Origin of the sequence: Streptococcus sanguinis, assembly GCF_008329445.1 — a bacterium.
Classification (GTDB): Bacteria; Bacillota; Bacilli; order Lactobacillales; family Streptococcaceae; genus Streptococcus; species Streptococcus sanguinis_O.
On the sequence record NZ_VIBR01000003.1, the window covers coordinates 139,067 to 156,037 of the forward strand.

A 16,971-nucleotide genomic window follows, 5' to 3' on the forward strand; every position below is an offset into this window, starting at 1 on the left:
CATAACTCTAAAAAAACTGACATGTAAATGAGGTATGATTTTTTTATCATCAAATTATACGGAGAAAAACAGTTATGAAAAAAACATTTGCTAAAGCGACTCTTGGTTTAACTTCCACAGCTTTGTTAGCGACAATCGGCGCTCAAGCTGTCAATGCAGATTCTTACGTTGTCCAGCAAGGGGACTCTTTTTTTGCCATTGCTAGCGCCAATGGGATGAATCCTTACGAACTTGCTGCCAATAATGGAAAATCAATTTTTGATACGATTAACCCAGGAGATGTGCTGCAAGTAAATGGTACAGCTTTGGCACAGACTTACAATCCATACAGTGCTCCAGCTTATGAAGCGACAAGCGATGCTGCTTTGGTATCTGATACTGAAGATGTTGTCTTAAATACACCAACTGACTATGGCAATTCTTACCCAATCGGCCAATGTACTTGGGGCGTGAAAGAAATGGCTCCTTGGGCAAGCAACTGGTGGGGCAATGCTAATACTTGGGCAATCAATGCTGGTGCTCAGGGTTATGCAACAGGAAATGTCCCAGTAGCAGGGGCTATTGCAGTTTGGGATGGCGGTGAATACGGACATGTTGCTTATGTGACAGATGTGCAAAGCGACAGCTCTATCCAAGTCTTGGAAGCAAACTACAATCGCCAAAAGCAGATTAACAACTATCGTGGCTACTTTAACCCAAATGAATTTATGGGTGGCGTTACCTATATCTATCCAAACTAAAGATAATAAAAACGAGGCTGGGATAAAGATTATCTCAGCCTGCTTTGTTTTATAGGAGAGAGTTCTTGATGCGCTAGCTGATAGGGCTTTTTCTTTGTGTGGGAAATCTCCTAAGCAGAAAGAGTTTTTTTGAGGCGAAATATGTTAAAATGAAGAGAGGGAGGATTTCCTGGAAGGAGACTAATGAGTTATTTCAATAAGTACAAGTTTGATAAATCGAAATTTCGTCTGGGCATGCGTACCTTTAAAACCGGTCTGGCTGTTTTCATCATTCTACTGCTCTTTGGGCTTTTTGGTTGGAAAGGCCTGCAAATCGGTGCTTTGACGGCAGTCTTTAGTCTTCGTGAGGATTTTGATAAGAGTGTCCACTTCGGAACATCGCGAATCTTGGGAAACAGCATCGGTGGTTTTTACGCTCTGCTATTTTTCATTGTCAATAGTGTTTTTAAGGAGCAGTATTGGGTCACCCTCCTTTTGGTGCCGGTCTGTACCATGCTGACAATCATGACCAATGTCGCCATGAACAACAAGGCTGGAGTCATTGGTGGGGTATCTGCCATGCTGATTATTACCCTGTCCATTCGGCCGGAAGATACCATCTTGTATGTCTTTGCCAGAATATTTGAAACCTTCATGGGAGTCTTTGTTGCAATTCTGGTAAATTCTGATATAGATCGGCTGCGAGCCATCTTTGAAAAGAAAAAATAAAATCTGTGTAAGAAAATCTGACATTATTTCTTGACATAAGATTGATTTCAGCCTATAATAGTGCGTAGAGAGGAATTTGAATGAAGGAAAAAGAGTTTCGCCGAAACATGGCAGTCTTTCCCATCGGCAGTGTTATGAAACTGACGGACCTATCTGCCCGTCAGATCCGTTATTATGAAGACCAGAATCTGATTACCCCTGCTCGGAATGAGGGCAATCGTCGGATGTATTCTTTGAATGATATGGACCGTCTTTTAGAAATTAAGGATTATATTTCGGAAGGCCATAATATCGCTGCAATTAAGAGGAAATATGCTGAGCGTGAAGCCAAGTCCCGAAAGACCGTTAGTGACAAAGATGTCCGCCGTGCCCTGCATCATGACATCTTGCAGCAAGGCCGTTTTGCTTCTTCTCTGCCAACCTTTGGTCAGATGCGTCGACCATAGCTATTTTGTTTGAATTACAAGGAGAAATTTAATGTCTATTACAGCAGCTGATATCCGTCGCGAAGTAAAAGAGAAAAATGTTACCTTTATTCGTCTTATGTTCTCTGATATTTTAGGGACTATGAAGAATGTAGAAATTCCTGCCACGGATGAACAGCTTGACAAGGTCTTATCCAATAAAGCCATGTTTGATGGTTCTTCCATCGAAGGTTTTGTCCGTATCAATGAATCAGATATGTATCTTTATCCTGATTTGGATACTTGGACAGTCTTTCCTTGGGGAGATGAAAACGGCAGTGTAGCGGGTCTGATTTGCGATGTTTATACGACAGATCATGTACCGTTTCTAGGGGATCCTCGCAGCAACCTCAAGCGCGCCCTCAAGCATATGGAAGAGCTAGGATTCAAGTCCTTTAATCTCGGACCAGAGCCAGAGTTCTTCCTCTTTAAGCTGGATGAAAATGGTGATCCGACGCTGGAAGTAAATGACAAGGGTGGTTATTTTGACTTGGCGCCGACAGACTTGGCAGATAATACTCGTCGGGAAATCGTCAATGTCCTGACCAAGATGGGCTTTGAAGTAGAAGCTAGTCACCATGAGGTAGCAGTTGGCCAGCACGAGATTGACTTTAAGTATGACGAAGTGCTTCGTGCTTGTGATAAGATTCAGATTTTCAAGCTGGTTGTGAAAACTATTGCTCGTAAGCATGGTCTGTATGCAACCTTTATGGCTAAGCCTAAGTTTGGCATCGCGGGATCTGGTATGCACTGTAACATGTCCCTCTTTGATCAAGATGGAAATAATGCCTTCTTCGATCCAGAAGATCCAAAGGGTATGCAGCTGTCAGAAACAGCCTACCATTTCTTGGGTGGTTTGATTAATCATGCTTATAACTATACAGCTATCATGAATCCAACGGTTAACTCATACAAACGTCTGGTTCCTGGCTATGAAGCGCCAGTTTATATCGCTTGGGCAGGACGCAATCGTTCACCGTTGGTGCGCGTGCCGGCTTCTCGTGGTATGGGTACTCGCTTGGAGTTGCGCTCCGTTGATCCGATGGCCAATCCATATATTGCTATGGCTGTTCTCTTGGAAGTTGGCCTGCATGGTGTTGAAAATAAAATCGAAGCTCCAGCCCCAATCGAAGAGAATATCTATATCATGACTCCAGAGGAGCGGAAGGAAGCAGGAATTACAGACCTGCCATCAACTCTTCACAATGCCTTGAAAGCCTTGACAGAAGACGAAGTTGTGAAAGCGGCTCTTGGCGAGCATATCTATACGAGCTTCTTAGAAGCTAAACGTATCGAGTGGGCTAGCTATGCAACCTTTGTCTCTCAATGGGAAGTGGATAATTATTTAGATTTATACTAAACTTAGAGCAGGAGGATTGGCATATCCCCTGCTTTTTCATGGAGGAGGAGAAAGATGGAAGAATTTCATGATTTTATTAAGCGGGTTTTTGATGAGCAATATGAGGCTTGTTTTAGTTCAGGTATGCTTGAAAAACTTGAACCTCAAGATTATTATCTAAGGCGGGAGGAAGATGGCCGGTTGATTGCCTTGCTCCATGCCCAACAGGTGTTGGAAAGCATTCATATCAAGGCTTTGGTGGTGGATAAAGAGTATCAGAAAAAAGGTCTGGGAGCCAGTCTGCTGGCAGAATTAGAAGAAAAGGCTACAGAAGCTGGAGTAACTAGCATTACCTTGTCCACTAAATCTTATCAGGCCAAGGATTTTTACATCAAGCAAGGCTATGAAATCTACGCCAGTCTATCAGATGTCCCGCAAAAGGGCATTACCAAATATCATTTTATCAAGCGATTAAATGAAGCCATTCTCAAATAGACGGAAGCCAATTTGGCTTCTGTTTTTTAAATATTTATTTGCATACATTCAGTATGTATGTTAAAATAAAGTTTAAGAAAAGGAGAACAAATGATTACCAGTTTATACCCCGTTTTAATGAGTGGAGACCTTAATCAAGCGGCACAATTTTTCATTGACCATTTCCAATTTCAGGAATCTTTCCGTTCAGATTGGTATATTAGTTTAAAGAATATCGAGAGTGGTTTTGAGCTTGCTTTTATTGATAGCAAGCATGGGACAGTGCCACAAGCCTACCAGTCTAAGGCGAGTGGACTAATCATCAATATCGAAGTTGACAATGTGGATTGTTTTTATGAAGAATTGCGTCAGCAAGAAGAAATGGAGTTCCTTCTTCCCATTAAGAGTGAAGATTTTGGTCAGCGCCATTTCATTGTGGAAGCGCCGGGTTCTGTTTTGGTTGATGTCATTCAAGTCATTCCACCTAACGCTGAGTTTGCAGCAAATTATTTGGAGAGTGAAGATGAATAAAAAACAGCAGGCTTCCTTAGAGACAAGCAAGAAAATATTAGCTATCGCCCGGAAACATTTTTCTTTAAAGGGTTTTTCAGAAACTTCCTTGGAAGAAATTGTAGATGAGTTGGGAATGACAAGAGGTGCACTTTATCACCATTTCGGGAATAAGAAGACTTTATTTACCGCCGTATTAGCACAAATTCAATCCGAACTGGGATCTTATGTAGAAAAAAACGCCCTGGAAGCACAGGATTCTTGGGAGCAGTTGGTGGAAGGCTGTGTTGCCTTTGTTCGTTTTGCGACCTTGACGGAAAATAAACGTATTCTTCTGCTTGATGGTCCCAATGTCGTTGAGTGGAAAGAGTGGCGTCGTCAGGATGAGGCTAATTCTTTCTTTCATTTGAGAGAGCAATTAGACATTTTATCTAAAGAAGGAAGACTTATCTCTATTGATCTGGATATGGCAGCTCATATGATTTCAGGTGCCTTGAATGAGTTGTCTCTTTTTCTGGCTGAGAAAGAGGAAGAAGCAGAAGTCAGAGGAATAGTGAGAAGTCTGTTAAGGGGATTTAGAAATTATGGCGAAAAAGGTTAAAGATTATTATGATTTGGTTTATGCGGAGGACTTGAGCCGTCGTTTGCAAGAAGCCACAGATAAATTTGATGCTCAGCATTTTATGTCTCTAGTTGAAAGCGACTTAGAGGCTTTGGAATTTACTCAGCGTCAGGAGCTGCTGGCAAGGAGTATCAAAGAATGCTTGCCGCTTTCTTATGCTGATTCTCTGAAGGTTTTTGAGCAGATACTTGGTCCGGAGATAGAGGGCGGCTTGGGGATGTTCTCAGAAGGGTACTGGTTGTGGCCGATTGGCAAATACGTAGAACTTTACGGAAGTCAGGAATTCGAGCTGAGTGCAGCCTTCGGCAAGGAATTAACCAAGCGATTTACTGGAGAATTTTCCATGCGACCCTTGCTGGCTAATTATCCTAAAGCTACGATGGAGTTACTGCTAGAGTGGAGCCGAGATGAGAATATGCGCGTCCGCAGATTAGCCAGCGAGTGTATGCGTATCCGACTGCCCTGGGCTAAGAAGCAGACTGTGGTCTTAGATTATTTTGATGAATTTACCGCTATTTTAAGGAATCTAAAGGATGATGCGGATAAATCAATCCAAAAAAGTGTCGCTAATAATCTGAATGATTTATATAAAGAAGATCCTGAAAAGTTTGAGAGGGTGATTGGGACTTGGCAAGAGGAAAAGCTGAGTCCGAGTTGCGCTTGGATTATCAAGCATGCTTCGCGAACAAAAAATAAAGCAGAAAATAAGCCTTGCTAAATCTAGCAAAGCTTATTTTTTAGTTGTCTTCGTCTGGTGTAAGCACCATCGGAATAATAATAGGTTCACGCTCGGTGCTTTCGTAGAGGAAAGGACGCAAGGCATTGACGATAGCGCCGCTAACAGATTGGACGCTGGCGTCTTTATTCTTGAGTGCAATGCGAATGGCGTTAAAGAGGATGCGTTGGCTTTGGCGAATGAGGTCACCTGATTCGCGCATGTAGATAAAGCCACGGCTGAGAATATCTGGACCGGCTAAAATCATCTTGGACTCAAAATCAACCGTCGCAACAGCCAGGACAACACCGTCCTCTGACAGGTCTTTACGGTCGCGCAGGACTGCAGCTCCGATTTCACCAATGCGGTTCCCATCAACATAAATATCTTGAGCGTTGAAGCTGCCGGCAATACGAGCTGAGTCAGCTGTCAGAGCCAGCACGTCACCATTGCTCATGATGAAGATATTGTCTTTTGGTACTCCAGTATCAACGGCTAGGCCTGCATGGACTTTCTGCATACGGTATTCACCATGGACTGGCATGAAATATTTAGGCTTGATCAAGCGAAGCATGAGTTTCTGCTCTTGTTGGCCACCGTGTCCAGAGGTGTGGATGTTGTTAATCTTACCGTGAATCACTTCTACACCGGCCTCGGAAATGATGTTAATCAGCTTGTTAACGCTGGTCGTATTGCCAGGGATAGGACTAGATGAGAAGATGACTGTATCTCCAGGCTGCAGCTGAACCTGACGGTGAGTACCATTGGCAATCCGAGATAGAGCTGCCATCGGCTCACCCTGACTTCCGGTACACATAATCAGCACTTCACCAGCTGGATAGTCCTTGAGTTCATTTGGCTCGATGAAGGTATCTTTAGGAACCTTGATATAGCCCAGTTCAATCCCATTGACAATAGCCTTTTCCATGGAGCGGCCAAAGACCGCAATCTTACGGCCGGTCTTAACAGCAGCATCTGCTGCCTGCTGGAGCCGGAAGATGTTTGAAGCAAAAGAGGCGAAAATAATCCGTCCATGAATGCCTTCGATAATCTTCATGATAGATTGTCCGACCACTTTTTCGGAATTGGTAAAGGTTGGAACTTCAGCATTGGTCGAGTCAGATAGGAGGCAGAGAACGCCTTCCTCGCCCAGAGCAGCCATGCGGTGCAGATCGGCCGGCTCACCGACTGGCGTAAAGTCAAACTTGAAGTCACCTGTACAGACAATCTTACCCTGCGGGGTATGGATGACAATTCCCAAAGGCTCTGGAATAGAGTGGGTTGTCCGGAAGAAAGTAGCTTTCAGATGCTTGAACTGCAGTTCTGTGTTTTGATTGATTTCATAGAGCTTGGCATCGCGCAAAAGTCCATGCTCTTCTAGCTTGCCCCGAATGAGGGCCAGCGCTAGAGGACCAGCATAGATAGGAACATTGGCTTGCTTGAGCAGGAAAGGAATACCGCCGATATGGTCCTCGTGCCCGTGGGTGATGAGGACAGCTTTTACGCGGTCAATATTTTCCACGATATAAGAGTAGTCGGGAATGACATAGTCAATTCCTAGTAGGTCGTCTTCTGGGAACTTGATACCGGCATCCACGATGATGATTTCATTTTGGTATTCAATCCCGTAGGTGTTTTTACCGATTTCGCCTAACCCACCAATCGCAAAAACGCCAACTTCTTTGGGTTTTAAGGTATATGCCATGGGTTAGAACTCCGTCAATTCAAAAGTGCCTGACTCTTTTTCGTATTCGAGGTGTTTGTCAGACAAGAGCTCGATAAATTCAATATTGTAAGGGGTATTTTCTTCGATGAGCTTACGAGCCTGAATGCGGCCTTCCAACTCACTGTCAGCTTGAATATCCAAATAGAGGGCGCGTGTCTTTTCACGGCGCGGACTGCGCTCTTTTGTTTCCTGATAAAAAACTTTGTAAATCATAAGATTCCTTTCTGTGATAAGGTCTAAAAAATAAAAGAAGGCAGGCGTTAGCGCATTTCTTCACATGATAAATTAAAAATGATAAATGGAAAGTGAGCGATTGCTGTGACTTCTGATAGGGCTTACTCAAATGAAGAGGCTAAAATGCTGTTTTAGCCTTGTATCTTATGGAAAAGTAAGAGTAATGAAATTGACCTGATGTTTAATTATTATTGTAATTATACCATAGAATGAGCTTAGGAAGCAAGTCGGGACGGTGAATTTCAGAGACGGTTTTTCAGCCAAAGCGGCTTGACAAAAAGAAAAATCAAGCGATGAACATTTGGTCACTTGATTTTGAGGGCTGCTTATTTGGCGAAATAGCCGTGCTTGCGGTACCAATCTACCACGTCAGCTAAGCTTTCTTCGAGAGGGCGATGCTGTCCGCCTAGCTCGCTCTCGGTTTTGGCAAAGCTAAAATTACTTTTGAGATATTCTTCGGCCATGAGATGAGCGAGCTCATTGGTAACCAAAATTGGTTTTTTGGTGAGCCGGTGGTAGAGCTCACTTGCTTGGGCATAGATTTTGACGAAAAGAGGGGAGATCTTGCGCTTGGGGGCGGGAACGCCAGTGATTTTTTCCAGTATTTGGTACAATTCTGTCATGGTCACTTGCCGTCCAACTGCCAGATAGCGCTCCTTTGAGCGTCCGTATTTCATGGCGCGGAGATGAATATCTGCTACATCTCTAGCATCCACCATATTATAGCTAGCCTTTAAGATACCTGGAAGTTTTTGCTCTACAAAATTGATAATCAGCTGCCCACTGGAGGTCGGACCAAGGTCTCGAGGACCCAACATTACACTCGGCAAGATAAAGCAACCGAAAACATCTGAATGCTTGTCCAAGAAATCACGAACGGCCTCTTCACTCAAAATCTTGCTGCGATAGTAATCAAAAGGAGTATCTTTTGAGCGAGACATGCTTTCATCGATTAGCTGATTGGCCTCACCTTCCAGTACGACACAGGAGGAAGTATGGACAAATTGGCGGATACCAGCCTCGTAAGCAGCTTCTAGGAGGTTATTTGTGCCTATAATATTAGTGTCGTAGAGCTCCTGCCAGTGCTTGCCGCCTTTATAATTATCGCGGAAAAAAGCAGCGGTATGAAAGAGGCTGTCGCAGCCTGCTAGATAGTCACGATAGCTTTCGGGCTCTAAAATATCTCCCTTGACAATCTGGATAGGCAGGTCGGCAAATTGTTTGCGCGCTTTTTCCTCGGAGCGAACGAGAGCGGTCACTTGAATGTTTTCTTTTAGCAGAGCACGCACGAGATTATTTCCTAAAAGACCGGTCGCACCAGTCACAAAAGCGTGGGTCATTGTTCTAGCTGGTTTTTGATTTGTAGGGTTTGGGGTCATCCGTTTTTCCTCCTTTTGCAAATAGATGATATATCATCTATTTAAGATTTTATATTTTTTAACTAAAATTGTCAACAATTTACCTAATCTAGTGTAAAATAGTATAGAAGTGATTTTTGAAAGGAGAGCAGCGTGGTAGCAGAAGGAATTCGATTTGGCTATTTGTTTAGAAGTGCAGAGAGCTTAGCGACGAGAGAATATGGGAAGTTGCTAGAGCCTTTGGGACTTACGCCCAATCAAAGCGAGGTCTTGCTCGTTTTGGGCGAACATGCTCCGCTGTCTCTCAAGGGCTTGGGGGAATCCCTGATTTGTGAGGAAAAAAGCCCTAGTCGCTTGGTGCAGGCTTTGATTAAAAAAGGCTTGGTCAAGAAGGAAATTTCTAGCAAGGACAAGCGCAGTTCTCGCTTGAGCTTGACTGCTGCTGGAGCGGATTTGCTGCCCAAGATTGCTGAGCAAGAAGCGATTTTTGGAAAACACTTGGCGCAGCAAGTGCCTAATTTGGAGGCTTTTAGCCATATTTTAGAGGAATTTTTGGTAGATAGTTTCTACGAAGACAAATTAAAACGCCGCTCACTTTGGCGGCAAGAGGAAAAATAGAGGATAAGCATGAAGATTGCAGCTTTTGATACGTCAAGTAAGGCGCTGACGCTCGCGATTTTAGAGGACGAGACCTTGCTGGCGCAGATGACTTTAAATATAAAGAAAAACCACAGCATTACCCTGATGCCGGCTATTGATTTTCTGATGAATAGTCTGGACATGAAGCCGACGGATTTGGATCGTATCGTAGTTGCTCAGGGTCCGGGCAGCTACACAGGTCTGCGAATGGCGGTGGCGACAGCCAAGACTCTGGCTCATACCCTCAAGATTGAGCTGGTCGGTGTGTCTAGTTTGCTGGCTTTAGTCCCAGAGCAGGTGGAAGGTTTGGTCATTCCTGTCATGGATGCCCGCCGCAATAATGTCTATGCTGGTTTTTATCAGTCTGGTCAGGCTGTGCGGCCAGAGGCTCATCTGCCTTTGGCAGAGGTTTTAGAAATAGCTGGCGCTGCTAATCAGCCAGTCACTTTTGTCGGAGAGACAGCAGCTTTTGCGGAGCAGATTGGAGCTGCTCTTCCTCAGGCTGCCATTCAGCCAAGCTTGCCAGATGCGGCAGCTATTGGTCGTCTCGGTTTAGACCTGCCAGCCCAGTCCATTCATGACTTTGTTCCTAACTATCTCAAGCGGGTAGAAGCCGAGGAAAATTGGCTCAAGACCCATCAGGCATCTAGTGTTTCTTACATTCAGCGCCTATGATTGAGATGAGAAAATGGAGCGACGGCTCGGATGTGGACGCGGCCGCTCTCGCCAAAGAACTGGAATTGCTCTTACTTGCAGTCTATGAGGTCAGTCCTTGGACCGCAGACCAAGTGGAAGAGGTTCTGCGGTCGGATGTGAACAGTTGTGCGCTAGCAGCAGATGAGAGTCAGCTTGTCGGCTTTTTAGTCTGGCAGGAGACAGACTTTGAAGCGGAAGTTCTGCAGATTGCTGTATTGCCTAACTATCAGGGGCAGAAAATCGCGACAGCCTTGTTTGACTTTTTGCCTGCCGACAAGGAAATATTCCTCGAAGTGAGGGAGTCCAACAGGCCAGCTCTGCTATTTTACAAAAAAGAAAAATTTGAAGAAATCGCGCGGCGGAAGGCCTACTACCATGCGCCGGTGGAAGATGCGATTGTCATGAAAAGAGAGATCCATGAAAGATAGATATATTTTAGCTTTTGAGACATCTTGCGATGAGACCAGTGTGGCGGTTCTGAAGAATGAGACGGAGCTTTTGAGCAATGTCATTGCCAGCCAGATTGAGAGCCACAAGCGTTTTGGCGGAGTGGTGCCTGAAGTGGCCAGCCGTCACCATGTGGAGGTCATTACGGTTTGCATTGAGGAGGCCTTGGCAGAAGCAGGGATTAGTGAGGAGCAAGTCTCAGCGGTGGCCGTCACCTACGGTCCTGGTCTGGTTGGGGCGCTTTTGGTCGGCTTGGCAGCGGCCAAGTCCTTTGCCTGGGCTCATGATATTCCCCTGATTCCAGTCAATCATATGGCTGGACACCTGATGGCAGCCCAGAGCGTGGAGCCCTTGGAATTTCCCTTGCTGGCTCTCTTGGTCAGTGGCGGCCATACTGAGCTGGTCTATGTCAGTCAGGCTGGTGACTATAAGATTGTGGGGGAAACTCGCGATGATGCGGTCGGTGAAGCCTATGACAAAGTCGGTCGCGTTATGGGCCTGACCTATCCAGCAGGTCGGGAGATTGATCAGCTGGCTCATCAAGGACAGGATATTTATGATTTTCCGCGAGCAATGATCAAGGAAGACAATCTGGAATTTTCTTTTTCCGGTCTCAAGTCAGCCTTTATCAATCTGCACCACAATGCCCAACAAAAAGGAGAGGTTTTGTCTAATCAAGACTTGTCTGCTAGCTTTCAGGCAGCGGTTATGGATATTCTCATGGCCAAGACTAAGAAAGCCCTGGAAAAATATCCAGTCAAGACTCTAGTCGTGGCGGGCGGTGTTGCGGCTAATCAAGGCTTGAGAGAACGCTTGGCTGCTGAGATTCAGGATGTTAAGGTGATTATTCCGCCTCTGCGCCTCTGCGGTGACAATGCTGGTATGATTGCTTATGCTAGTGTCAGTGAGTGGAATAAGAAGAATTTTGCCAGTTTGGACCTCAATGCTAAGCCAAGTCTGGCTTTTGAAACGATGGAGTAAAGGAGAAGAATGCGCGGGCAGACATTTAAACAGGGGGCACAGGCGGCAGTGCCAACGGCTCTGGGCTATATTGGGATTGGCCTAGCCTGTGGCATCATGGCGGCACCCTATATGAATCCCTTGGAGATGGGGCTGATGAGTATTTTGGTTTATGCCGGCAGTGCCCAGTTTGCCATGATTGGTTTATTTACCCAGCAGGCGCCGGTCTTGGCCATCGCACTGACTGTTTTTCTTATTAATATCCGGCATCTTTTGCTCTGTTTGCATGCATCAACTCTTTTTCGTAAGGCTAGCTTGATGCAGAATATTGTCATTGGCTCTTTTTTGACGGACGAATCTTATGGGGTCTTGATGGGAGAGCAGGTGCATACAGAAGAGATTGCGGCTAGCTGGATGATGGGTAACAATTTCATGAGTTATACTTCTTGGATTTTGGGTACTATTTTAGGAACTGCCCTCGGCGCCCTTCTGCCCAATCCTGAGAGCTTTGGCCTAGACTTTGCCCTAGTCGCCATGTTTATTGGTATTTTCTCCTCTCAGTTTACAATCATGCTGCGACGGGTTAAGATAAAGAAGCTCTTTTTAGTCTTAGGTGTAGTGGGCCTTGCCTACTTGCTCCTGACCATGCTGCTTCAAAATTCGCTGGCGGTGCTTTTTGCAACCTTGTTAGGATGTACAGTGGGGGTGATTTTGGATGATAAGTAAGTATATTTTGCTGGCCATTCTTTTGTCAGCCCTGGTCACTTGGATTCCACGGGTTTTGCCCTTTATCCTAGTCAAGTACAAGGGGCTTCCGCCCATGGCAGAGCGTTTTCTCAAATATCTGCCAGTTTCCATTATCTTTGCCCTTATCCTGTCCAGTGTCACCAATGCTAAAACAGGTCAGCTGCCGAGTTTTAAATGGCTGGATTTAATAGCCGTTTTTCCGACTAGCTATGTAGCTTTTAAGTATAAGAACTTAATTGCAACTGTTGTATTTGGCGTGGTCTTGGTGGCCTTGCTGCGCTATCTGGCTGGATTTCTTGGGCTGTAAAGAGATACAAGACAGATTGAATCGGTCGATTCGGTCTGTTTTTTTGCTAAATTCTAAGAATTATCTGAAAATATAATATTTTATGCTATAATGGAAGCAATCAAAATCATGGAGGTTCGGAAATGGCAGAAGCAGGTCATAAATTTTTAGCAAAATTAGGAAAGAAACGCCTTCGTCCCGGTGGTAAGCTGGCAACCGACTGGCTGATTGAGCAGGGGCAGTTTTCCAGCGATAAGAAAGTTCTAGAAGTTGCCTGCAATATGGGGACCACAACGATCGAGCTAGCTAAAAAATATGGCTGCCAAATTACTGCAGTTGATTTGGATAAGGCTGCGCTGGCTCAGGCTAAGCTTAATGGAGACAAGGCTGGTGTGAGTGAACTCGTCACATTTGAGCAGGCTAATGCTATGAAGCTGCCTTATGATGACAATTCTTTTGATGTTGTTATCAATGAAGCCATGCTGACCATGCAGACGGATAAGGGGAAGGCCAAATGTATGGATGAGTACTACCGGGTGCTGAAGCCAGGTGGAGTGCTCCTCACCCACGATGTCATGCTCAAGCAAAGAGATGAGAATGTCCGGGAAGAGCTATCTCGTGCAATTAATGTCAATGTCGGTCCTCTGACAGAAGGCTCTTGGATTCAGCTGGCACGTTCTCATGCTTTTGACCGTGTGGACACCTTTGTCGGTGAAATGACCTTGATGAGCCTTCGAGGGATGATATATGACGAAGGACTGGGCGGCACTCTGAAAATTTGCTTCAATGCCCTTAAAAAAGAGAACTACGGCCAGTTTATGAAGATGTTTAAGATGTTCCAAAAAAATCAGGAAAAATTGGGCTTCATTGCTATGGTTTCTCGTAAATAATGCTAGTCGCTTTGTAAACTCTAAGGCGGTTTAAAAAAATTTCTAAAAAAACTTGACCCTCCTCTTAGGTCATGGTATATACTAGTTAGGTAAGGAGGTCTATCATGTACCATATCAAAGAAGCTGCGCAGCTTTCAGGAGTCTCTGTCAAAACCCTGCATCATTACGACAAAATCGGACTTTTAGTCCCAGCTAAATCAGAAAATGGCTATCGGACATACAGCCAAGCTGATTTAGAGAGGCTGCAGGTCATCCTTTACTATAAGTATCTGGGTTTTTCTTTGGAGAAAATAGCAGAGCTGCTGAGTCAGGACAATCAGGCCTTATTGCCGCATCTGGTTAGACAGTTAGAGTATTTGCAGCAGGAAAGAGACCGCTTGGATACCTTGATTTCCACCTTACAAAAAACCATCCAAGATGAAAAGGGAGAAAGAAAAATGACAATGAAAGAAAAATTCGCAGGTTTTACCTATGAAGACAATCACAAATATCATCAAGAAGCTGTCGAAGAATACGGTCAAGAAGTCATGTCAGAAGCATTGGCTCGTCAAAATGGACGGGAAGAAGAATCTGCCGCAACTTTCAATCAAGTTTTTCAAAGTCTGGCAGAGAATATGCAGCAAGGATTGCCAATTGAGGCAGCAGAAAATCAAGAGCAGGCAGCGCGTCTCTTGCAAGCCATTCGCACTTATGGCTTTGACTGCTCACTGCAAGTCTTTGCCCACATCGGCCAAGGCTATGTCCACAATCCAGAATTCAAGAAGAATATCGATCAATTTGGATCAGGAACTGCCCAGTACACAGCAGATGTGATTGCAGTTTATGTGCGGACAAATGCGAAATAAATAGGCTAGGAATTTCCTAGCCTATTTTATTCTACTTCAAGTCATAAAGCCAGTCGTCACCGTCTTTATAGTAAAAGAATTCACTTAAATCGTCTTCTAAAAAAACACGTAGCATATCAGACATGTCACTGGTTGCCAGCTTTAAATGGGACAGATTTTTAAAATCTTCCCACCAGACCTTTCCTTCATCTGAGGATTGTAGCACACCAGAATAGTGCTTTGTCTTGTAGAGCAGGACGACATAACGAAAATCTTTATCATCATACCAATTCTTTATGCCACAAAGTTGAGGATTGAATATGGTTAATCCAGTTTCTTCTTTGATTTCTCTGATAACTGCATCGGTAAAAGATTCTCCGCGCTCTACATGCCCGCCAGGAAAAGTGATGCCGGGCCAGTCAGACTTGACTCGTTCTTGTACGAGAACTTTTTCTCCGTCATAAATCATGCACATATTGACGAATTCTACATTTTCCAGTCGATTCATTTGTTTCTTCCTTTTGTTTGACCTGAATGGATAAATATGAGCCATCACTCATACTGCAAGCTTCCTGCTACCCAGCCGGTGCAGAGGGCAGATGTGATGTTGAAGCCACCCGTGTGGGCATTGATGTCTAGGACCTCTCCAGCAAAGTGGAGGCCGGGAACGAGCTTGCTTTCTAAGGTTTTAGGATTTATTTCTTTGAGGCTGACGCCGCCCTTGGTAACAAAGGACTTGGCCAGGGACATTTTGCCAGTGACAGGGATTGCTAGTTCTTTGATTTGCTTGATGAGCGCATCTTTTTCGCTGATATGAAGTTGTTTGCCTTTCTCGGGAAAGGGCTGGGCAAAAAAGTCTGCCATTCGCTCGGGTAGGAGGATTTTCAGGCAGTTCTTCAGCGATTTTTCCCGATGTTCTTCTAAAAAGTCCGCCAGATCCTGCTGACTCATTTGTGGCAGAAGATCCAGATAAACGGTTTCGCCACCCTTGACAAAGCTAGACAAGCGCAGGGCTGCCGGACCTGATAGGCCAAAGTGGGTAAAGAGCAGATCGTGGGTGATGACATGCTTGCCATAGCTGAGGGTTACATCGTCCAGCGAAATTCCCTGAAGCGCTTTGTGAGGAAAGTCAGTCAAAAGAGGACTTTCAGCAGCTTCCAGGTCAGTCACTGTGTGCTTGAAGTGTCGGGCAATATCGTGGCCAAATCCTGTCGAGCCAGTTGAAGGGTAGGACTTGCCGCCAGTCGTCACAATCAATTTCTGGCAGGTCCAAGTCTGGTCGCTGGATCTGACAGTAAAAAGCTCATCAGTTTTTTTGACGGAGACAATTTCAGTATTGGTGATGACAGTGCCGCCCAGCTCTGCAATTTTCTTTTCCAAAGATTCGATAATGGTGCGGGACTTGTCTGTCGCTGGGAAAACACGGCCGTGGTCTTCGACCTTGAGTTTGACACCGTTTTCTGTAAAGAAGTTGATGATATCATGGTTGTCAAACTGGGAAAAGACGCTGTAAAGAAAGCGCCCGTTGCCTGGAATACCGGCCATGAGGTCATCTAGGTTTCCGTTGTTGGTCACATTGCAGCGCCCGCCACCTGTACCAGCTAGTTTCTTGCCCAGTCGTTTATTTTTCTCGAGGAGCAGGGTCTTCTGCCCGTGGAAAGAACTGGAAATGGCAGCCATCATGCCAGCCGGTCCTCCTCCGATGATGATTGTGTCGAAATACTTCATTGGTCTTTTCCTTTCGTGGAGAGTGGTTTCTATCAGTTAGTCAGAAATCTTGTGCTTCCTTGGTGAGCAGGATTTGCTATCTTGTAGACGTTCTTGGAAGGTTGTAGCTGAACATCTCTAGGCTTCTAAATTCATTTGATTTTTTCATTTCTTTTACTAGACTAATCTGTCTCATTGTATCATAAAAAAGGGCTAAAAAGATAGGAGTCAGGCTCAAAAAATATTGTGAAATTTGACAGTTAAGGCTTGATATGATAAGATTTAGGTATCTACAAACTAGAAAAAGTTTTTGAGGAAATTATGGCAATTGAAAAGACAGTCAGCGAGTTAGCCGAGATTCTTGGAGTTAGCCGCCAGGCGATTAACAATCGTGTCAAGGCACTGCCGCCAGAAGATACGGAAAAGAATGAAAAAGGAGTCACGGTGGTGACCCGCAGCGGCTTGATTAAGCTGGAAGAGATTTATAAGAAAACTATTTTTGAAGATGAACCTGTCAGCGAAGATGTGAAGCAACGCGAGCTGATGGAAATCTTGGTGGACGAAAAAAATGCTGAGATTGTGCGTCTCTATGAGCAGCTTAAGGCCAAGGACGGCCAACTGGCTAAGAAAGATGAGCAGCTGCGCATCAAGGATGTCCAGATTGCTGAAAAGGACAAGCAGTTGGACCAGCAGCAGCAGCTAACAGCTAAGGCTATGAATGAGCGTGAAACCTTGCTGTTGGAGTTGGATGAAGCCAAGGAAAAGGTGCAGGAGCAGGAAAGCAAGGGCTTCTGGGCACGTTTATTTGGAAAATAAAAATAAGGTTGGGACATCTGTCTCAACCTTGTTTTAAATAAGAATCGCTTTTTAGCAAGTTTTGTATTA

22 protein-coding genes are annotated in these 16,971 nt (G+C 44.7%); 17 read left to right on the forward strand and 5 right to left on the reverse strand.

Features of this window, described 5'->3' with window-relative positions; genetic code table 11:
• Positions 1 to 74 precede the first annotated feature (74 nt).
• The 8 genes from FKX92_RS07650 to FKX92_RS07685 all read left to right on the forward strand — a co-directional run bounded on the left by FKX92_RS07650 (position 75) and on the right by FKX92_RS07685 (position 5,575).
• Complete coding sequence (locus tag FKX92_RS07650) at positions 75 to 740, forward strand: COG3942 and LysM peptidoglycan-binding domain-containing protein (RefSeq protein WP_002907349.1); 666 nt, start codon at positions 75 to 77, stop codon at positions 738 to 740.
• 183 nt (positions 741 to 923) lie between these two features.
• On the forward strand, positions 924 to 1,448 hold the full coding sequence (locus FKX92_RS07655; protein WP_002903432.1) for an FUSC family protein: 525 nt from the start codon (positions 924 to 926) through the stop codon (positions 1,446 to 1,448).
• 80 nt (positions 1,449 to 1,528) lie between these two features.
• Positions 1,529 to 1,894 carry a MerR family transcriptional regulator gene (locus FKX92_RS07660; RefSeq protein ID WP_125351030.1) on the forward strand — a complete coding sequence of 122 codons (366 nt, stop codon included), beginning with the start codon at positions 1,529 to 1,531 and terminating at the stop codon, positions 1,892 to 1,894.
• Between the two features lie 31 nt (positions 1,895 to 1,925).
• Positions 1,926 to 3,272 carry a type I glutamate--ammonia ligase gene (glnA, locus tag FKX92_RS07665; RefSeq protein ID WP_002896640.1) on the forward strand — a complete coding sequence of 449 codons (1,347 nt, stop codon included), beginning with the start codon at positions 1,926 to 1,928 and terminating at the stop codon, positions 3,270 to 3,272.
• A gap of 54 nt (positions 3,273 to 3,326) precedes the next feature.
• Positions 3,327 to 3,746, forward strand: coding sequence for a GNAT family N-acetyltransferase (locus FKX92_RS07670; RefSeq protein ID WP_149565982.1), 420 nt, complete (start codon positions 3,327 to 3,329; stop codon positions 3,744 to 3,746).
• A 90-nt stretch (positions 3,747 to 3,836) separates the two neighbouring features.
• On the forward strand, positions 3,837 to 4,256 hold the full coding sequence (locus tag FKX92_RS07675) for a VOC family protein (RefSeq protein WP_149565983.1): 420 nt from the start codon (positions 3,837 to 3,839) through the stop codon (positions 4,254 to 4,256).
• Complete coding sequence (locus tag FKX92_RS07680) at positions 4,249 to 4,836, forward strand: TetR/AcrR family transcriptional regulator (RefSeq protein WP_149565984.1); 588 nt, start codon at positions 4,249 to 4,251, stop codon at positions 4,834 to 4,836. The genes FKX92_RS07675 and FKX92_RS07680 overlap by 8 nt, the downstream gene beginning before the upstream one ends.
• Positions 4,820 to 5,575, forward strand: a complete 756-nt coding sequence (locus FKX92_RS07685) for a DNA alkylation repair protein (protein WP_149565985.1) — start codon at positions 4,820 to 4,822, stop codon at positions 5,573 to 5,575. The genes FKX92_RS07680 and FKX92_RS07685 overlap by 17 nt, the downstream gene beginning before the upstream one ends.
• A gap of 19 nt (positions 5,576 to 5,594) precedes the next feature.
• Here the strand turns inward: FKX92_RS07685 and rnjA are convergent, their stop codons facing one another.
• From rnjA to FKX92_RS07700, 3 genes are all read right to left on the reverse strand, one after another.
• On the reverse strand, positions 5,595 to 7,277 hold the full coding sequence (rnjA, locus tag FKX92_RS07690; protein WP_002898451.1) for a ribonuclease J1: 1,683 nt from the start codon (positions 7,275 to 7,277) through the stop codon (positions 5,595 to 5,597).
• Between the two features lie 3 nt (positions 7,278 to 7,280).
• The gene (locus FKX92_RS07695) at positions 7,281 to 7,511 is read right to left on the reverse strand and encodes a DNA-dependent RNA polymerase subunit epsilon (protein WP_002896634.1); all 231 of its coding nucleotides are present in this window, start codon (positions 7,509 to 7,511) and stop codon (positions 7,281 to 7,283) included.
• 347 nt (positions 7,512 to 7,858) lie between these two features.
• The gene (locus FKX92_RS07700; RefSeq protein ID WP_002903702.1) at positions 7,859 to 8,911 is read right to left on the reverse strand and encodes an SDR family oxidoreductase; all 1,053 of its coding nucleotides are present in this window, start codon (positions 8,909 to 8,911) and stop codon (positions 7,859 to 7,861) included.
• A gap of 132 nt (positions 8,912 to 9,043) precedes the next feature.
• Here FKX92_RS07700 and FKX92_RS07705 point away from each other — a divergent pair, with 132 nt between their 5' ends.
• The 8 genes from FKX92_RS07705 (at position 9,044) to FKX92_RS07740 (ending at position 14,400) form a co-directional block, all read left to right on the forward strand.
• Entirely contained in the window at positions 9,044 to 9,508 is a 465-nt protein-coding gene (locus FKX92_RS07705) for a MarR family winged helix-turn-helix transcriptional regulator (protein WP_149565986.1), read from the forward strand.
• Between the two features lie 9 nt (positions 9,509 to 9,517).
• On the forward strand, positions 9,518 to 10,204 hold the full coding sequence (gene tsaB / locus FKX92_RS07710; protein WP_149565987.1) for a tRNA (adenosine(37)-N6)-threonylcarbamoyltransferase complex dimerization subunit type 1 TsaB: 687 nt from the start codon (positions 9,518 to 9,520) through the stop codon (positions 10,202 to 10,204).
• Positions 10,201 to 10,653, forward strand: coding sequence for a ribosomal protein S18-alanine N-acetyltransferase (gene rimI / locus FKX92_RS07715; RefSeq protein WP_002901553.1), 453 nt, complete (start codon positions 10,201 to 10,203; stop codon positions 10,651 to 10,653). Before tsaB ends, rimI begins: the two co-directional genes overlap by 4 nt.
• Positions 10,643 to 11,653, forward strand: a complete 1,011-nt coding sequence (tsaD, locus tag FKX92_RS07720; RefSeq protein ID WP_149565988.1) for a tRNA (adenosine(37)-N6)-threonylcarbamoyltransferase complex transferase subunit TsaD — start codon at positions 10,643 to 10,645, stop codon at positions 11,651 to 11,653. Before rimI ends, tsaD begins: the two co-directional genes overlap by 11 nt.
• Before the next feature lie 9 nt (positions 11,654 to 11,662).
• The gene (locus tag FKX92_RS07725; RefSeq protein WP_149565989.1) at positions 11,663 to 12,358 is read left to right on the forward strand and encodes an AzlC family ABC transporter permease; all 696 of its coding nucleotides are present in this window, start codon (positions 11,663 to 11,665) and stop codon (positions 12,356 to 12,358) included.
• A complete protein-coding gene (locus FKX92_RS07730) occupies positions 12,348 to 12,686 on the forward strand; it encodes an AzlD domain-containing protein (protein WP_125407315.1) in 339 nt (112 codons plus the stop codon). Before FKX92_RS07725 ends, FKX92_RS07730 begins: the two co-directional genes overlap by 11 nt.
• Before the next feature lie 122 nt (positions 12,687 to 12,808).
• On the forward strand, positions 12,809 to 13,555 hold the full coding sequence (locus tag FKX92_RS07735; RefSeq protein WP_149565990.1) for a class I SAM-dependent methyltransferase: 747 nt from the start codon (positions 12,809 to 12,811) through the stop codon (positions 13,553 to 13,555).
• Between the two features lie 104 nt (positions 13,556 to 13,659).
• Positions 13,660 to 14,400, forward strand: coding sequence for a MerR family transcriptional regulator (locus tag FKX92_RS07740; RefSeq protein WP_149565991.1), 741 nt, complete (start codon positions 13,660 to 13,662; stop codon positions 14,398 to 14,400).
• Between the two features lie 31 nt (positions 14,401 to 14,431).
• Here the strand turns inward: FKX92_RS07740 and FKX92_RS07745 are convergent, their stop codons facing one another.
• Together FKX92_RS07745 and FKX92_RS07750 are read right to left on the reverse strand one after the other, a co-directional pair.
• Positions 14,432 to 14,887, reverse strand: a complete 456-nt coding sequence (locus tag FKX92_RS07745) for an 8-oxo-dGTP diphosphatase (RefSeq protein WP_032909604.1) — start codon at positions 14,885 to 14,887, stop codon at positions 14,432 to 14,434.
• Between the two features lie 44 nt (positions 14,888 to 14,931).
• A complete protein-coding gene (locus tag FKX92_RS07750) occupies positions 14,932 to 16,107 on the reverse strand; it encodes a BaiN/RdsA family NAD(P)/FAD-dependent oxidoreductase (RefSeq protein WP_149565992.1) in 1,176 nt (391 codons plus the stop codon).
• A gap of 300 nt (positions 16,108 to 16,407) precedes the next feature.
• Between FKX92_RS07750 and FKX92_RS07755 the strand changes: the two genes are divergently transcribed.
• Positions 16,408 to 16,902 carry a DUF536 domain-containing protein gene (locus tag FKX92_RS07755; protein WP_002903414.1) on the forward strand — a complete coding sequence of 165 codons (495 nt, stop codon included), beginning with the start codon at positions 16,408 to 16,410 and terminating at the stop codon, positions 16,900 to 16,902.
• The last annotated feature ends 69 nt before the right edge of the window (positions 16,903 to 16,971 follow it).

Coding starts and splice junctions, on each gene's coding strand:
- FKX92_RS07650 (WP_002907349.1), top strand. CDS start 75: ATGAAAAAAACATTTGCTAAAGCGACTCTTGGTTTAACTTCCACAGCT.
- FKX92_RS07700 (WP_002903702.1), bottom strand. CDS start 8,911: ATGACCCCAAACCCTACAAATCAAAAACCAGCTAGAACAATGACCCAC.
- rnjA (WP_002898451.1), bottom strand. CDS start 7,277: ATGGCATATACCTTAAAACCCAAAGAAGTTGGCGTTTTTGCGATTGGT.
- FKX92_RS07655 (WP_002903432.1), top strand. CDS start 924: ATGAGTTATTTCAATAAGTACAAGTTTGATAAATCGAAATTTCGTCTG.
- tsaD (WP_149565988.1), top strand. CDS start 10,643: ATGAAAGATAGATATATTTTAGCTTTTGAGACATCTTGCGATGAGACC.
- FKX92_RS07695 (WP_002896634.1), bottom strand. CDS start 7,511: ATGATTTACAAAGTTTTTTATCAGGAAACAAAAGAGCGCAGTCCGCGC.
- FKX92_RS07660 (WP_125351030.1), top strand. CDS start 1,529: ATGAAGGAAAAAGAGTTTCGCCGAAACATGGCAGTCTTTCCCATCGGC.
- FKX92_RS07670 (WP_149565982.1), top strand. CDS start 3,327: ATGGAAGAATTTCATGATTTTATTAAGCGGGTTTTTGATGAGCAATAT.
- FKX92_RS07755 (WP_002903414.1), top strand. CDS start 16,408: ATGGCAATTGAAAAGACAGTCAGCGAGTTAGCCGAGATTCTTGGAGTT.
- FKX92_RS07735 (WP_149565990.1), top strand. CDS start 12,809: ATGGCAGAAGCAGGTCATAAATTTTTAGCAAAATTAGGAAAGAAACGC.
- FKX92_RS07730 (WP_125407315.1), top strand. CDS start 12,348: ATGATAAGTAAGTATATTTTGCTGGCCATTCTTTTGTCAGCCCTGGTC.
- glnA (WP_002896640.1), top strand. CDS start 1,926: ATGTCTATTACAGCAGCTGATATCCGTCGCGAAGTAAAAGAGAAAAAT.
- FKX92_RS07740 (WP_149565991.1), top strand. CDS start 13,660: ATGTACCATATCAAAGAAGCTGCGCAGCTTTCAGGAGTCTCTGTCAAA.
- FKX92_RS07685 (WP_149565985.1), top strand. CDS start 4,820: ATGGCGAAAAAGGTTAAAGATTATTATGATTTGGTTTATGCGGAGGAC.
- FKX92_RS07745 (WP_032909604.1), bottom strand. CDS start 14,887: ATGAATCGACTGGAAAATGTAGAATTCGTCAATATGTGCATGATTTAT.
- rimI (WP_002901553.1), top strand. CDS start 10,201: ATGATTGAGATGAGAAAATGGAGCGACGGCTCGGATGTGGACGCGGCC.
- tsaB (WP_149565987.1), top strand. CDS start 9,518: ATGAAGATTGCAGCTTTTGATACGTCAAGTAAGGCGCTGACGCTCGCG.
- FKX92_RS07750 (WP_149565992.1), bottom strand. CDS start 16,107: ATGAAGTATTTCGACACAATCATCATCGGAGGAGGACCGGCTGGCATG.
- FKX92_RS07675 (WP_149565983.1), top strand. CDS start 3,837: ATGATTACCAGTTTATACCCCGTTTTAATGAGTGGAGACCTTAATCAA.
- FKX92_RS07680 (WP_149565984.1), top strand. CDS start 4,249: ATGAATAAAAAACAGCAGGCTTCCTTAGAGACAAGCAAGAAAATATTA.
- FKX92_RS07725 (WP_149565989.1), top strand. CDS start 11,663: ATGCGCGGGCAGACATTTAAACAGGGGGCACAGGCGGCAGTGCCAACG.